At 71.4% G+C, this 15,677-nt stretch carries 9 protein-coding genes and 3 tRNA genes; 5 read left to right on the top strand and 7 right to left on the bottom strand.

Annotated elements, in window-relative coordinates; translation table 11 throughout:
- The first annotated feature begins 192 nt into the window (after positions 1 to 192).
- A complete protein-coding gene (locus ACH4E8_RS11115; RefSeq protein ID WP_398446628.1) occupies positions 193 to 2,463 on the top strand; it encodes an MMPL family transporter in 2,271 nt (756 codons plus the stop codon).
- Between the two features lie 291 nt (positions 2,464 to 2,754).
- Here ACH4E8_RS11115 and ACH4E8_RS11110 read toward each other — a convergent pair.
- The 3 genes from ACH4E8_RS11110 to ACH4E8_RS11100 all read right to left on the bottom strand — a co-directional run bounded on the left by ACH4E8_RS11110 (position 2,755) and on the right by ACH4E8_RS11100 (position 3,183).
- Positions 2,755 to 2,828, bottom strand: a tRNA-Ile gene (locus tag ACH4E8_RS11110).
- A 204-nt stretch (positions 2,829 to 3,032) separates the two neighbouring features.
- Positions 3,033 to 3,105 (bottom strand) — tRNA-Asn (locus ACH4E8_RS11105).
- 5 nt (positions 3,106 to 3,110) lie between these two features.
- Positions 3,111 to 3,183, bottom strand: a tRNA-Asn gene (locus ACH4E8_RS11100).
- Between the two features lie 178 nt (positions 3,184 to 3,361).
- On the opposite strand from ACH4E8_RS11100, the gene ACH4E8_RS11095 reads away from it, so the two are divergent.
- The 4 genes from ACH4E8_RS11095 (at position 3,362) to ACH4E8_RS11080 (ending at position 9,327) form a co-directional block, all read left to right on the top strand.
- Complete coding sequence (locus ACH4E8_RS11095; protein ID WP_398446626.1) at positions 3,362 to 3,661, top strand: YtxH domain-containing protein; 300 nt, start codon at positions 3,362 to 3,364, stop codon at positions 3,659 to 3,661.
- An 81-nt stretch (positions 3,662 to 3,742) separates the two neighbouring features.
- Positions 3,743 to 5,245 (top strand): FGGY-family carbohydrate kinase, encoded by a 1,503-nt coding sequence (locus tag ACH4E8_RS11090; RefSeq protein WP_398446624.1) that lies wholly within the window; start codon positions 3,743 to 3,745, stop codon positions 5,243 to 5,245.
- Between the two features lie 375 nt (positions 5,246 to 5,620).
- Complete coding sequence (locus ACH4E8_RS11085) at positions 5,621 to 7,354, top strand: ABC transporter ATP-binding protein (RefSeq protein WP_398446622.1); 1,734 nt, start codon at positions 5,621 to 5,623, stop codon at positions 7,352 to 7,354.
- Positions 7,351 to 9,327: an ABC transporter ATP-binding protein gene (locus tag ACH4E8_RS11080; protein WP_398446620.1), complete on the top strand. Its 1,977-nt coding sequence runs from the start codon at positions 7,351 to 7,353 to the stop codon at positions 9,325 to 9,327. The genes ACH4E8_RS11085 and ACH4E8_RS11080 overlap by 4 nt, the downstream gene beginning before the upstream one ends.
- Before the next feature lie 22 nt (positions 9,328 to 9,349).
- Here the strand turns inward: ACH4E8_RS11080 and ACH4E8_RS11075 are convergent, their stop codons facing one another.
- The 4 genes from ACH4E8_RS11075 to ACH4E8_RS11060 all read right to left on the bottom strand — a co-directional run bounded on the left by ACH4E8_RS11075 (position 9,350) and on the right by ACH4E8_RS11060 (position 15,649).
- Positions 9,350 to 10,681, bottom strand: a complete 1,332-nt coding sequence (locus ACH4E8_RS11075) for a sigma-70 family RNA polymerase sigma factor (protein WP_398446618.1) — start codon at positions 10,679 to 10,681, stop codon at positions 9,350 to 9,352.
- 142 nt (positions 10,682 to 10,823) lie between these two features.
- Positions 10,824 to 12,752 (bottom strand): DNA primase, encoded by a 1,929-nt coding sequence (gene dnaG, locus ACH4E8_RS11070; RefSeq protein ID WP_398446617.1) that lies wholly within the window; start codon positions 12,750 to 12,752, stop codon positions 10,824 to 10,826.
- 100 nt (positions 12,753 to 12,852) lie between these two features.
- On the bottom strand, positions 12,853 to 14,127 hold the full coding sequence (locus ACH4E8_RS11065) for an NAD(P)/FAD-dependent oxidoreductase (protein WP_398446615.1): 1,275 nt from the start codon (positions 14,125 to 14,127) through the stop codon (positions 12,853 to 12,855).
- Between the two features lie 154 nt (positions 14,128 to 14,281).
- Positions 14,282 to 15,649, bottom strand: coding sequence for a deoxyguanosinetriphosphate triphosphohydrolase (locus ACH4E8_RS11060; protein ID WP_398446613.1), 1,368 nt, complete (start codon positions 15,647 to 15,649; stop codon positions 14,282 to 14,284).
- Positions 15,650 to 15,677: the final 28 nt, after the last annotated feature.

The following is a 15,677-nucleotide window of genomic DNA, read 5'->3' as shown; positions in this document are numbered from 1 at the left end:
TCAAGGTTTACCCCGACCGCCTACGACCTCCCGCAGGTTCCCAAGTACGGGAATCCACTGGGTACCAACTGCGGGAAACCGCAGGGTCTCAACTGTGGAAAACCCCGCGGACCTCGACGGTTAACCTCGTGTCCACGCCCGGGCCGCCGAACTAGCGTTTTCCACGTTGGCTCGGCGGAAGGAATGCAGAAAGTGGCCAAGAAACCGGCAACGGTACGGATCGCTCGATGGAGCGCCACCCATCCGTGGTCCGCGATGGGGCTGTGGGCCGTCTTCGTCGCGCTGTGCATCTTCCTCGGCGGAGCGGCGGGCACGAACAAGCTGGACGAGCAGGAGTCCGGGGTCAGGGAGTCGGGGCGGGCCGGCAAGATCGTCGTCGACGGCGACTTCCCCGAACGGCCCGAGGAGAACGTGCTGATCACCGCCGAGGGCGGCGGTGCGCTGGACCGGGCCGCGGCGCAGCGGGCCGCCGCCGACGTCGCGGAGCGGATGAAGTCGCTGCCCGAGGTGGCGAGCGTGGGGTCCGTGGTGCCGGCGGAGAACGGCAAGGCCGTGCTGGTGCCGGTGACGATGAAGGGCCACAAGGACGACGCCGCCGAGAACGTCGAGCCGCTGCTCGACGTCAGCGCCGCGGTCGAGGACGCCCACGACGGGCTCAGGATCGAGCAGGTCGGCACCGGCTCCACAGCCAAGGGCATGCAGGAGACCATCGGCGAGGACTTCAAGAAGGCCGAGTTGATCAGCCTTCCGCTGACCCTGCTGATCATGGTCGTCGTCTTCGGCGCGCTGATCGCCGCCGGGGTGCCCGTCGTCCTCGCGCTGTCCTGCGTGGGCGCCGCGATGGGGCTGTCCTCGCTGGCCTCCCACGTACTGCCGGCGACCAGTGCGATCAGCAGCGTCATCCTGCTCATGGGCATGGCGGTGGGCGTGGACTACTCGCTCTTCTACCTGAAGCGGGAGCGGGAGGAGCGGCACAAGGGCAAGGGGCACATCGACGCGATCGAGATCGCCGCGGAGACCTCCGGACACACCGTCGTGGTCTCCGGCACCACCGTGATCGTGGCGATGGCCGGGCTCTACCTCGCCCGGGAGGCCACCTTCGCCTCGCTGGCCACCGGCTCCATCATCGTCGTCGGGGCCGCCGTCCTCGGCTCGCTGACCGTGCTGCCCGCGCTCCTGGGCAAGTTGGGCGGCTGGGTGGACCGGCCGCGGGTGCCGTTCCTGTGGCGGCTGACGATGCGTACGGGCGAGTCCACGCTGTGGCCGGCGCTGCTGCGCCCGGCGCTGGTCAAGCCGGTGATCACGCTGGTGGTGTCGATCGGCGCGCTGCTGTTGCTGGCGCTGCCCGCGTTGGACATGGAGTTGAAGCAGTCCGGCTCGGACGACCTGTCCCGGGACATACCGGTGGTGCAGTCGCTGGACCGGCTCACGGAGTCCTTTCCCAGCGAGGGCACCGTGCACAGGGTCGCGGTGCGCGCGCCCGCCGAGGCGGCCGACGAGGTCAAGGCGGCCCTGGGGAACCTGCTTGAGCGCACTGCTGCGGACGACGCGTTCGCGCACGACCAGGAGCCGGCGATCCGCACGTCCGAGGACGAGCGGGTGCACACGGTCGACGTCGCCACGCCACATCAGGCGAACACGGACGAGGCGAAGGAGTCCCTGAAGGTGCTGCGCGCCTGGGTGCCGCAGGAGTTGGACGGGATCGACGGCGTCGAGAGCGGCGTCGGCGGCGAGGTGGCCAGGGGTGCCGACTTCACCGGCCACCTGGCGGAGCGCATTCCGTGGGTGGTGGGCTTCGTGCTGCTGCTGACCTTCACCACCATGGGCATCATCTTCCGCTCGCTGGCGGTGGCGCTCTCCGCGATCGTGCTGAACCTGCTGTCGGCGGCGGCGTCCTTCGGCGTCCTGGTCGCGGTCTTCCAGAACACCTGGGCCGAAGGGCTGCTCGGCTTCGACAGCACCGGCGCCATCGTGAACTGGCTGCCGCTGTTCCTCTTCGTGGTGCTGTTCGGACTGTCGATGGACTACCACGTGTTCGTGGTGAGCCGGATCCGCGAGGCCGCACTGGCGGGCGCCCCCGTCCGACAGGCCGTCCAGGACGGCATCACCCGCTCGGCCGGCGTGGTGACCAGTGCGGCGGTCGTGATGATCGGGGTGTTCGCGATCTTCGGCACGCTGAACGCGGTCGAGTTCAAGCAGTTGGGCATCGGTCTCGCCGTGGCGATCTTCCTGGACGCCGTCGCCATCCGGATCTTCGTGCTCCCGGCGCTGATGTCGGTCGTCGGCGGGTGGAACTGGTGGCCGGGCGGCCCGGCCGTCGGCAGCCGGGGCCGCCACTCGGCGTCCGGCCGGGGCGCGGGCAAGGGCGTTGACGGGCCGTCCGTTGAGCGGCGCCCACCGTACGTGCCGCTCCCGGCCCCGGCGCCTGAGACCACGCGGTCTGACCACTCCCAGCAGCAGTAGCCGGACCCTTCCCACGGAGGAGGGAGGGCGTCCCGGGCCCCCGCCCGGGCGCCCTCCCTCTGCGTTCCGTCCCTCGCTTCCCGGGGGCGCGCAGCGCGCCCTCCCGGTCCGCCGGGTCGACCGGGAAGCCCGCGCCCGTCTCCTCGACGACCGCCTTCGGCGCACCCGGACGGCTTACGGCAGCCGCACATGAAAAAACCACCGCCCGACGGCCTTGCCGACGAGCGGCGAGACCACCGAGCGGTGGAACGTTTCCGCAGGTCAGAGGGGGTTCTTACCCTCGACCCGCAGTGGGGCGGGTGGGACTCGAACCCACGGCCGACGGATTATGAGTCCGCTGCTCTAACCGGCTGAGCTACCGCCCCTAACGGCGCGTCGCGCACAAATGTGCGCGCCGTCTGCCGCAGCATAGCCGGTCATACGATCTCCTGCCTCGGATGGCCGGCAACGCTCGCAGGTGAAGACCGTGCCGGGGCCCCACCGGTTCCCGACGGCAGGAAGAGTCACCTAGATCACACAAACCTCGTCATACGAAAAAGGACCCACAAGGGGTCCCGTTCCGTTAGGTGCTCCCCCGGCTGGACTCGAACCAGCAACCCTCCGGTTAACAGCCGAATGCTCTGCCAATTGAGCTACAGGGGATCGCGCTCCCCCGACTGGACTCGAACCAGTAACCTGCCGGTTAACAGCCGGCTGCTCTGCCAATTGAGCTACAGGGGACTGCTGCATGCACCGAACGTACCTACCGGGGGGCTCCCGGAGGGCGTGTGCTCGCTGCGACACATACATTAGCGCAAGCAGGGGGGTGCTCCGCCAATCGGTAGGGTCCCGGGTGATCACGGTCCGGCCCGGGTAGGCGGGCGGGCACCGAGGTACACCAGGGAAGGGTGGCAGACCCATGCGGTACAAGCTCACGTTCGTCGTCGGGCTGGCCATCGGCTACGTGATCGGCACGCGTGCGGGCCGCGAACGCTACGAGCAGATGAAGAAGTCGGTCCGCGAGTTCTCCCAGAACCCGGCGGTGCGCAACGCCGCCGAGTCCGCCGCGCACAACGGCCGACAGGTGGCGGGCCGGGCGTTCCACGTGGTGAGCGACAAGGTCGGGGAGCACGTGCCCGAGTCCGTCGCGGCACGCGTCCGCACGCTGCGGGAGCGCACGCAGAACGGCGAGGACGACTGGGGCACCAGCAATACGTAGCTCCGAGGGGCCACGGGGTCGAGGGGCGGAACCGACGGCTTGTGACACCCGCGGTCCGGGCGTGCGGCACAATCCATGCCCATGGGGATAGTCGCCGGCTTGGACAGCTCGTCCGCCTTCACTCGGATCATCGTCTGTGACGCGGACTCCGGTGCCGTACTACGGCAGGGGTACGCCCAACACCCCGTGGACCCGAAGTCCACCGACGTGGACCCGCAGTCCTGGCTGCTCTCGCTCGGCGAGGCGGCCGGGGCCGGGCTGCTGGACGGCGTGCAGGCGATCGGGGTCTCCGCGCAGCAGCACGGACTCGTACCGCTCGACGAACACGGCGCACCGGTGCGGCCCGCGCTGGTCGGCAACGACCGACGGGCGCAGGTCGCCGCCGCCGATCTGATCGACGCGCTCGGCGGACGGCACGCCTGGGCCGACGCGGTCGGCTCCGTCCCGCAGTCCTCGCTGCCCGTGGCGAAGCTGCGCTGGCTGGCGCGCTCCGAGCCGGAGGCCGCGCAGCAGGTCGCGGCCGTGCTCCAGCCGCACGACTGGCTGGTGTGGCAGTTGCTGGGACGACCCGCGCGGCGCACCACCGACCGCGGCGGCGCCTCGTCCACCGGTTACTGGTCCGCCGCGGCCGGCGCCTACCGGCCCGACCTCGTCGAGCTGGCGCTCGGCCGGCCGTGCGCGCTGCCCGACGTGTTGGGCCCCGCCGAACCCGCCGGAACCACGCCCGAGGGGCTGCTGATCTCCGCGGGCACCGGCGAGACGATGGCCGCGGCCCTCGGGCTGGGCGTCGGGCCCGGTGACGCGGTGGTGTCGCTGGGCGCCTCCGGGTCCGTGATGGCCGTGCACCACGAGGCGCTGGCCGACCCGAGCGGGATGATCACCTCGTACGCCGACGCCACCGGCATGCACCTGCCGGTCGTGCACACGCTCAACGCGGTGCGGGTGCTGCGCGGCGCGGCGGAGATGCTGGGGGTCGCGGACCTCGAAGCGTTGTCGGAGTTGGCGATGGCGTCCACGCCGGGGGCTTCGGGGCTGGTGTTCCTGCCGTACCTGGAGGGCGAGCGCACCCCGCACCTCCCGCACACCGCGGGCACGCTCAGCGGGCTGCGCCGGGAGTCGATGCGGCCGGAGCACCTGGCGCGCGCCGCGTTCGAGGGGATGCTGTGCTCCCTCGCGGACGCGTTGGACGTGCTGCGGGGGCGGGGGGTCGCGGTGCGCCGGGTCTTCCTGTTGGGCGCGAGCGCCGACCTGCCCGCGGTCCGGTCGGCCGCGCCGGCGATCTTCGGGGCGCAGGTCGTCGTCCCGCAGCCGGCGGACTACACGGCGATCGGCGCGGCCCGGCAGGCCGCCTGGGCGCTCGGGGTCTCGCAGGGCTCCCTCTCCCCCGCCGCCCCGCCGCTGTGGCAGCCGCCGGCGATGGAGGTGCTGGAGCCGGGCGAGGACGGGCCGGTGGGCCAGGCGGTGCGCCAGCAGTACGGTGCGACGCGCGACCAGCTCCACCCGGGGGCGTTCGGTCCGGTGCCGGGGCCGTACGGGAACGGGCTGCCGGGCGGGGACCCGGGCCTGCTCGGACTGGTTCCGTGAACGACGCCACGGACTGAGCCGGCCTCGACCAGCGCTTCTGCGCGCGGGCGAGTCGATCCCAGCAGCGCGGGCTGACGTCGGCGTCGGCCCGCGCACCGACTGCCGGCCGGGCCCTGCCCGTCGCCGGCGGCGGGCAAACGGAGTCCGGAAGCACGGCGTCCGGCGGTCGGGGGCGCGTGCTGTCCGGGCGCCCGGACAGCACGCCGTCTTGACCCTGCCTTGGCAGAATTCACCTGGGGTTCAGCGCCACGGTGCCGCAAACTGGGTCGGGGCGTCGCCCGTGCCGGATCCGTCAGGTCATCGTGTCGGGTCGTGGTCCGATGCCGCCCATGACTTCCGGGGCACCCGCCCTCGCCGACTCCGAGAGACAAGCACGTGCTGATACGCCTGCTACGGACGTATGCGCGCCCGTACAAAGTCCAGATCGTCCTATTGGTGGTGCTTCAACTCCTCCAGACCAGCGCCACCCTCTACCTGCCCACCCTGAACGCCGACATCATCGACGACGGCGTGGTCAAGGGCGACACGGGCCTCATCCTTCAGCTCGGTGCCGTGATGATCGGCATCAGCCTCGTGCAGGTGTTGTGCAACATCGGCGCCGTCTATTACGGAGCCCGCACCGCAGCCGCGATCGGGCGCGACATCCGCGCCGGGATCTTCGACCGGGTCCAGAGCTTCTCCGCCCGCGAGGTCGGGCACTTCGGGGCGCCCTCGCTGATCACCCGGACGACCAACGACGTCCAGCAGGTCCAGATGCTGGTGCTGATGGCGTTCACCCTGCTGGTGTCCGCGCCGATCATGTGCATCGGCGGCATCGCGATGGCGCTCGGGCAGGACGTCATGCTCTCCGCCGTGCTGCTGGCCGTCGTGCCGGTGCTCGGCATCGCGGTCACCTTGATCGTCATCCGGATGCGCCCGCTGTTCCGCACCATGCAGGAGCGGGTGGACACGGTGAACCGGGTGCTGCGGGAGCAGATCACCGGCAACCGCGTCATCCGGGCCTTCGTCCGCGACGCCTACGAGCAGGAGCGCTTCCGCAAGGAGAACACCGAGCTGACGGACGTCTCGATGGCCACGGGCCGGCTGATGGCGCTGATGTTCCCCACCGTGATGACGGTGGTGAACGTGTCGTCCGTCGCCGTGGTCTGGTTCGGCGCCCAGCGGATCGACAGCGGCGCCATCCAGATCGGTGCGCTGACCGCGTTCCTCGCGTATCTGATGCAGATCGTGATGGCCGTGATGATGGCGACCTTCATGTTCATGATGGTGCCGCGCGCCGAGGTCTGCGCCGAGCGGATCGAAGAGGTGCTGGCCACCGAGTCCAGCGTGGCGCCCCCGGCCCGGCCCGTCGCCGAGCTGGCGCGCCACGGCCACCTGGAGGTACGGAACGTGGACTTCCGCTACCCCGGTGCGGAGGAGTCCGTGCTGCGCGACGTCTCGCTCACCGCACGGCCGGGCGAAACGACCGCGATCATCGGCTCGACCGGCAGCGGCAAGTCCACCCTGCTCGGCCTGGTGCCGCGGCTCTTCGACGCCACGGACGGCCAGGTGCTCGTCGGCGGCGTGGACGTGCGTGCCCTCGACGCCGCGCTGACGGCGCGCACCGTGGGGCTCGTGCCCCAGAAGCCGTACCTCTTCTCCGGCACCGTCGCCACCAACCTGCGCTACGGCCGGCCGGACGCGGACGACGAGGAGCTGTGGCACGCCCTGGAGGTGGCGCAGGCCGCCGACTTCGTGCGGGGTCTGGAGCACGGCTTGGACGCACCGATCGCCCAGGGCGGCACCAACGTCTCCGGCGGTCAGCGGCAACGACTTGCCATCGCGCGCACGCTGGTGCAGCGCCCGGAGATCTACCTCTTCGACGACTCGTTCTCGGCGCTGGACTACGCCACGGACGCGGCGCTGCGCGCGGCGCTGGCGAGCGAGACCGCCGAGGCGACGGTGGTGATCGTGGCCCAGCGCGTGGCCACCATCAGGGACGCGGACCGGATCGTGGTCCTGGACGAAGGACGGGTCGTGGGCGTCGGAAGCCACCACGAATTGATGCAGGACAACGACACGTACCGGGAGATCGTGCTCTCGCAGCTGACGGAGGCTGAGGCCGCATGAGCGGGCCGCGCATGATGATGGCCAGCAACGGCGAGCGGTCCCTGGACTTCAAGGGGTCCGGCAAGCGGCTGCTGCGGCAGTTGGCGCCGGACCGGGCGCTGCTGTGGCTGATGACGGCCGCGGCCGTGCTGAGCGTGGGCCTGTCGGTCGTGGGGCCGCTGGTCCTCGGGCACGCCACCGACGTAATCTTCGCCGGCGTCGTCGGGCAGGGCATGTCGGAGGACCTCACCAAGGCGGAGGCCGTCGAGGGGCTGCGGAGCGAGGGGGACGGCGGGCTCGCCGACATGCTCTCGGGGGTGGCCTTCACTCCCGGCGAGGGCATCGACTTCACCGCCGTCGGCCAGGCGCTGCTGCTGGCGCTGGTGCTGTTCCTCGCCTCGGGGCTGTTGGCGCTGGTCGCCACGCGATGTTCGATCAAGGCGATCAACCGCGCCGTGTACCGGATGCGCGAGGACGTCCAGACGAAGCTGGAGCGGCTGCCGCTGGCGTACTTCGACCGGGCCAAGCGCGGTGAGGTGCTCAGCCGGGTCACGAACGACATCGACAACATCGCGCAGACCCTGCAACAGACGATGGGGCAGTTGATCAACTCGCTGCTCACCATCATCGGGGTGCTGGCGATGATGTTCTGGGTCTCCCCGCTGCTGGCGCTGGTCGCGCTGGTGACGGTGCCGCTGTCGATCGTCGTGGCGGCGAAGGTCGGCAAGCGTTCGCAGCCGCACTTCGTGCAGCAGTGGCGGTCGACGGGCCGGCTCAACGGCCACATCGAGGAGATGTACACCGGGCACACGCTGGTGAAGGTCTTCGGGCGGCAGAAGGAGTCGGCCCGGGACTTCGCCGAGCAGAACGACGCGTTGTACGAGGCCGGGTTCAAGGCGCAGTTCAACAGCGGTGTGATGCAGCCGCTGATGTTCTTCGTCTCCAATCTGAACTACGTGCTGGTCGCGGTGGTCGGCGGGCTGCGGGTGGCGTCGGGGTCGCTGTCGATCGGCGACGTCCAGGCGTTCATCCAGTACTCGCGGCAGTTCTCGATGCCGCTGACGCAGGTGGCCTCGATGGCGAACCTGGTGCAGTCCGGCGTCGCGTCGGCCGAGCGGGTCTTCGAGCTGCTGGACGCGGAGGAGCAGGAGCCGGACGCGGTGTCGGAGAAGGGCCGCACGGCGGGCGCGGGTCCCGAGGCGGGCCCGGCGGCGGCAGCGGTGGGCGAGGGCTTCAAGCGTCCGCTCGGGCACGTCGCGCTGGAGGAGGTCGCCTTCCGTTACGAGCCGGACAAGCCGCTGATCGAGAACCTCTCGCTGACCGTGGAGCCGGGCCACACCGTGGCCATCGTCGGACCCACCGGTGCCGGCAAGACCACCCTGGTCAATCTGCTGATGCGGTTCTACGAGGTCACGGGCGGTCGGATCACCCTCGACGGCGTCGACATCGCGAAGATGCCGCGGGACGAGCTGCGCTCGGGGATCGGGATGGTCCTCCAGGACACCTGGCTCTTCGGTGGCACGATCGCGGACAACATCGCGTACGGGGCGTCCCGGGAGGTCACGCGCGAGGAGGTCGAGGAGGCCGCGCGGGCGGCGCACGCGGACCGCTTCATCCGGACGCTGCCGAACGGCTACGACACCGTGATCGACGACGAGGGCGCGGGGGTGAGCGCCGGCGAGAAGCAGTTGATCACCATCGCGCGCGCCTTCCTGTCCGACCCGGTGATCCTGGTGCTCGACGAGGCGACCAGCTCGGTCGACACCCGTACGGAGGTGCTGATCCAGAAGGCCATGGCGCGGCTGTCCCACGGGCGCACCAGCTTCGTCATCGCGCACCGGCTCTCCACCATCAGGGACGCGGACGTGATCCTGGTGATGGAGGACGGCTCGATCGTGGAGCAGGGCACGCACGACGAACTGCTGACGGTGAACGGGGCGTACGCCCGGTTGTACTCGGCGCAGTTCGCGCACGCGGTGGCGGAGGTGGAGTAGCCGGGCGGCCGGGCCTTCGGCGTCAGTCCAGGTAGCCGCGGAGCTGGTCGGCGAAGGCGTGGTCGCGGAGCTTGTTGAGGGTCTTGGACTCGATCTGGCGTATCCGTTCCCGGGTGACGCCGAAGATCCTGCCTATCTCCTCCAGGGTCCGCGGCCGGCCGTCGACCAGCCCGTACCGCAGTTGGACCACCTTGCGTTCGCGCTCGCCGAGGGTGGAGAGCACCGCTTCCAGGTGCTCGCGCAGCAGGAGGAACGCGGCGGACTCCACCGGGGACGCCGCGTCGCCGTCCTCGATCAGGTCGCCGAGGGCGACGTCGTCCTCCTCGCCGACGGGCGCGTGCAGCGACACCGGCTCCTGGGCGAGCCGCAGCACCTCGCTGACGCGCTCGGGCGTGAGGTCGAGTTGGATCGCGACCTCGTCCGGCGTCGGTTCCTGGCCGCGCTCCTGGAGCATGCGGCGCTGGACGCGCACCACGCGGTTGATCAGCTCGACGACGTGCACCGGGACGCGGATGGTGCGGGCCTGGTCGGCGAGCGCGCGGGACATGGCCTGTCGGATCCACCAGGTGGCGTACGTGGAGAACTTGTAGCCGCGGGCGTAGTCGAACTTCTCCACCGCCCTGATCAGGCCGAGGTTGCCCTCCTGGACGAGGTCGAGCATGGTCAGGCCGCGGCCGACGTAGCGCTTGGCGACCGAGACGACGAGCCGGAGGTTGGCCTCGATCAGCCGGCGCTTGGCCATCCGGCCCATGACGACCAGCCGGTCGAGGTCGACGGCGAGTCGGGAGTTGTTGATGTCGGGGGTGTTGCTCAGCTTCTCCTCGGCGAAGAGGCCGGCCTCGACGCGGCGGGCCAACTCGACCTCCTCGGCCGCCGTGAGCAGCGGGATCCGTCCGATCTCGCGCAGGTACTGGCGGAACAGGTCGGAGGACGGGCCGCTGCTCTCGGCGCGGGGAGCGGCCCGCGCGGGCTCCGCCGCTCCCGAGTCCGACGCTTCCGACTCGGGTCCTCGTTGTTCGGACCCTTGTTGCTCCTCGCCGGGTGCGTCGGTGGGGAGCACGTCGACGAGTGCCTGCGGCATCGTCTCGGGGTGTTGCGGGGGCGGGCTCTGGGCGGGGACGGCCGCGATGGCGTCCGCCACCGGCGCGGGCGCCGGCGCCGAAGCGGCCTCCGTCTCGGTCAGGGTCTGGGTCTGCACGGGGGCGACCTCCAGGGTGATCGCTGCCGGTTCGAGGGCGTGCGGCAGCGGGACGGCTGCGGCCGGGCCGCTGTCCGTCCCGTACACGATGAGCGGATCCGCGGGGATGGTTGGCCCACCGGGGGTGGGCCGGCCGCGCTCCGAGGACTCAGGCACCGCCCCCAGTGTGGGGTACGGCACATCCCCACCACGAGGGGCGTGCGATGGTTTTTTGAGTCCGGTCCGTGACCGTGCGGTTACGCTCCATGGTGCGCCGCCACCGCCGCGGGCGGGTGCCGCGGTGGTGGCGGACCGTCGTTCAGAGGGCCGCGGCGCCGTGGTTGCGCAGGGACTGGCCGTACTGCTGGAGCACCCACAGCTCGTTCTGCACGGCGGCGTACTGCTCGGCGTCCGCGTGCTGGCCGAGGCGGGCGAGGGTGCCCTGGACCTCGGCGACGCGGCGGTCGACCGCGCGCAGCCGGACCTGGACGAGCTGGACGCCGGCGTACGTCTCGTCGACGGTGCGGCAGTGCACGGCCTCCACGGCCAGCTCCGTCACCAGGGCGCGCACGGTGTCGTCGGACGCGGCGTCGCGGACCCGGGCGAGGTATCCGGCGGAGTCCGTCAGGCCCTGTTCGGCGCCGCCGGCTTCGGCGATCGTCTGGCGCACCACCGCGTACGGCGGGGCGGTGAACTCGTCCACCCCGTAGGCGTCGAAGGCCGGGGAGACCAGCTCGGGGTGTTGGAGGGCGAGCTTCAGCAGCTCGCGCTCGGTGCGGTGGGCGGGGCTGCGCAGATTCAGCGCGGGGCCGCCGGGGACGGGCGGTGCGGCGACGGCCTGGGCCTGCCCGGCGCGGGACGGCGCGCGGGACCCGTCGGAGCGGGCCGAGCCCGCCGGGCCGCGGCCGCCGCGGTCCCGGGCCCAACGGGCGAGCTGGGCGACCCGCTTGACGACGAACTGGGTGTCGAGGATGCCGACCATGCCGGCGAGCTGCACGGCCGACTCGTGCTGGATCGCGATGTTCTTGATGCCGGCGACGATGGGTGCGGCCTCGTCCAGGGCGGCGGCCCGGCCGGCCGGGGTCTCCAGGTTGTGCCGGGAGACGACGTGGCGCAGGGCGAACTCGAACAGCGGCGTACGGCTGTCGACCAGACCCCGCACGGCCACGTCCCCGTCGGCGAGCCGCAGCTCGCAGGGGTCCATGCCGCCCGGGGTGATCGCGATGGAGGTCTCCGCGGCGAACTTCTGGTCGTCCTCGAAGGCGCGCAGGGCGGCCTTCTGACCGGCGGCGTCGCCGTCGAAGGTGAAGATCACCTCGGCGGTGGCGTTGTCCATCAGGAGACGGCGGAGGATCTTGATGTGGTCGCCGCCGAAGGCGGTGCCGCAGGTGGCGATGGCGGTGGTCACCCCGGCGAGGTGGCACGCCATCACGTCGGTGTAGCCCTCGACGACGACGGCGCGGCTGGACTTGGCAATCTCCTTCTTGGCCAGGTCGATGCCGTAGAGGACCTGGGACTTCTTGTAGATGGCCGTCTCGGGGGTGTTCAGGTACTTGGGGCCGTTGTCGGTGTCGTAGAGCTTGCGGGCACCGAAGCCGACGACGTCGCCGGAGATGTCCCGGATGGGCCACATCAGTCGGCCGCGGAAGCGGTCGATCGGGCCGCGGCGGCCGTCCTGGGAGAGGCCGGAGAGCACCAGCTCCTTGTCGCTGAAGCCCTTGCCGCGCAGGAAGCGGGTGAGGTGGTCCCAGCCCTGGGGGCTGTAGCCGACGCCGAAGTGCTGGGCCGCGGCGTGGTCGAAACCGCGCTCGGCGAGGAAGGCGCGGCCCTTCTCCGCCTCGGCGCCGTTCTCCAACTGCTCGATGTAGAACTGCGCCGCGATCTTGTGGGCCTCCACCAGGCGGATGCGTTCGCCCCGCTGGTGGCTGGGGTTGTACCCGCCCTCCTCGTACCGCAGGGTGATGCCCGCGCGGGCCGCCAGCCGCTCGACCGTCTCGGAGAAGGTGAGGTGGTCGATCTTCATGACGAAGGCGATCGTGTCACCGCCTTCCTGGCAGCCGAAGCAGTGGAAGAGTCCCTTGCTCGGGCTGACCTGGAAGGACGGCGACTTCTCGTCGTGGAAGGGGCAGAGCCCCTTCAGATTGCCGCCGCCAGCGTTGCGTAGCTGGAGGTACTCGGACACGACGGCATCGATCGGGACCGCGTCCCTTACCGCCTTGACGTCGTCATCGTTGATCCTGCCTGCCACGCGTGAAGTCTACGGTTTCCCGGCGGCCCTCCCGCTGGCCTGTGGATAACCTCGTTCCCGGCCCCGGGCACCGCGGGTTCGGCCCGTTCGCGGGGCGGGGTCAGGGGGTGGGCTGCTGGACGAGCGCGGCCAGCGGCACGGACGGGTCGCTCAGGGCTTCGGGGTCCACCGTCGCGCCGGAGCGGATCAGCGCCTGGATCTGCTCCGTCACGTCCCACACGTTCACGTTCATGCCCGCCAGCACGCGCCGGTCCTTCAACCAGAACGCGATGAACTCCCGTCGGCCGGCGTCCCCGCGCAGGACGACCTGGTCGTACGTGCCGGCCGGCGCCCAGCCGGAGTACTCCATGCCGAGGTCGTACTGGTCGGAGAAGAAGTACGGGACGCGGTCGTACGACACCTCCTGGCCGAGCATGGCGCGGGCGGCCGCCGGGCCGCCGTTGAGCGCGTTCGCCCAGTGCTCCACGCGCAGCGCGGTGTCGAGGAGGGGGTGGTGGGCCGATGCGACGTCGCCCGCGGCGTACACGTCGGGGTCGGAGGTGCGCAGGGACGCGTCGACGGCGATGCCGCCGCCGTGCGCCCGGTCGGCGAGCGCGAGGCCGGCGGCTTCGGCGAGCCCGGTGCGGGGGGCGGCGCCGATGGCGGCGAGCACGGCGTGCGCGGGGTGCTCCTCGCCGTCGTCGGTGCGGACCGCGAGCACCATGCCGTCCTGACCGGTGATCTCGGTGAGGCGAGCGCCGAAGTGGAAGCGGACCCCGTGGTCGCGGTGGAGTTCGGTGAAGATCGCACCCAGCTCGGGGCCGATGACCTGGTGCAGCGCGGTGGGCTCGGGCTCGACGATGGTCACTTCGGCGCCGTATCCGCGGGCCGCCGCGGCGACCTCAAGGCCGATCCAGCCCGCGCCGGCGACGACGAGTTGGCCGTTCTCCCGGCCGAGCGCGGTGAGCATCTGCCGCAGCCGCTCGGCGTGGGCGAGCCGGCGCAGGTGGTGGACGCCGGCCAGGCCGGTGCCGGGGACGTCCAGGCGCCGGGGCTCCGCGCCGGTGGCGAGCAGGAGCTTGTCGTAGTGCAGGACGGTGCCGTCGCCGAGGCGTACGGACTTGCCCGCGCGATCGACGGCTACGACGCTCTGCCCCAGGTGGAGTTCCACGTCGGCCTGGGCGTACCAGCCCGGCTCGTGGACGAAGACGCTGTCGCGGCTCTCCTTGCCCTGGAGGTATCCCTTGGACAGCGGAGGCCGTTCGTAGGGGTGCTCGCCTTCGTCGCCGATGAGGATCACGCGTCCGGTGAATCCCTCGGCACGCAGGGTCTCGGCGGCCTTGGCCCCGGCGAGACCACCGCCGACGATGACGAATGTGCGATGCCCGTCGACCACTTGATGCCTCCTTCGTGCTTCGTGCTTGTGCGGAGCCCGTCCCGTTCCGTGCTGCGCAGCCTCCAGCGAGCGTCCCGCACGGAGCGTGATGGCGGAAGAGGGAGTGCGTCTGGCGTGTCTCGTCCGCGCCCCCGCCCACGAGCCCCGTAGGGGCTCAGCGGCGCGCCGTGAGCTGGGCGTGGAGGGTGCGGGCGGAGGCGTCGGTGAGCGACGCGAGCTGATCCACAATCACCCGACCGCGCGCCCGGTCGTCCGGGGCCGCGAGGAACAGGGCGCGGAACTGGGGGTCGAGGCTGTCCGGTGCACGGCTGGTGATCGCCTCCGCCAGTTCCGCCAGCAGGATCCGCTGATCGGCCCTGAGCGTCTTCTGTTCGGCCCGCTGCATCACGTAGCGGTGCGCGACGGCCTTGAGGACCGCGCACTCGTGCCGGGCGGCGCGGGGGACGACCAGCTCGGCTGCGTAGCGGGTGAGCGGTCCGGTGCCGTAGGCGCTGCGGGTGGCGCCCTCGGCGGCGAGGCAGAAGCGGCCGATGAGCTGACTGGTGGCGTCCTTGAGGCGGGCCTGTGCCACGGCGGAGCCGTCGTACTGGTGGGGCCACCACTCCTGGGCGATGAGGCGGTCCAGGGCTGCGGCCAGTTCCTCGGGGTCGGTGTCGTCGGGTACGTAGCGGCCGACGGCGACGCGCCAGATCTCGGCGCGCTCGGAGTCGTCGCGCAGGAGCGCGGGATCGATGTGGCCGGCGTGCAGGCCGTCCTCGAAGTCGTGGACGGAGTAGGCGACGTCGTCGGACCAGTCCATGACCTGGGCCTCGAAGCACTTGCGGTGTGCGGGCGCTCCCTCGCGCACCCAGGCGAAGACCGGCAGGTCGTCCTCGTACACCCCGAACTTCGCCGAGTCCGGGTCGGTGGGGTGCCCGCCGCGGGGCCAGGGGTACTTGGTGGCGGCGTCGAGGGCGGCGCGGGTGAGGTTGAGGCCGACGCTGACCGGGTCCCCGGCGGCCGGATGGGTGAAGCGCTTGGGTTCGATGCGGGTGAGCAGGCGCAGGGACTGCGCGTTGCCCTCGAAGCCGCCGCAGCCTTGGGCGACCTCGTTGAGGGCGACCTCGCCGTTGTGTCCGAAGGGCGGGTGGCCGAGGTCGTGGGCGAGGCAGGCGGCTTCGACGAGGTCGGGGTCGCAGCCGAGCGCGGCGCCGAGTTCCCGGCCGACCTGGGCGCATTCGAGGGAGTGGGTGAGCCGGGTGCGGGGGCTGGCGTCCCAGGCTTCGTTGCGGGTGCCGGGGGTGACGACCTGGGTCTTGCCGGCGAGGCGGCGCAGTGCGGCGGAGTGCAGCACGCGGGCGCGGTCGCGTTGGAAGGCGGTGCGGCCGGGGCGCTTGTCGGGTTCGGGGGCGAAGCGGGCGGTGGCCGCTTCGTCGTAGGCGTCGTGGTCGGCGCCCGGAGCCCCCTCGGAATAGGTGCGCTTGTCGTACGAATGTGGGCCTCGGGCTGCGGGGCCGGCGGGTGTGCTGGTCGTACCTTCCATGCACCGAAGGTAACCGGCTCGAAAGGCT

Origin of the sequence: Streptomyces sp. NPDC017979 (assembly GCF_044328175.1) — a bacterium.
Lineage (GTDB): Bacteria > Actinomycetota > Actinomycetes > Streptomycetales > Streptomycetaceae > Streptomyces.
This window is presented reverse-complemented; position numbering and strand designations above follow the sequence as displayed.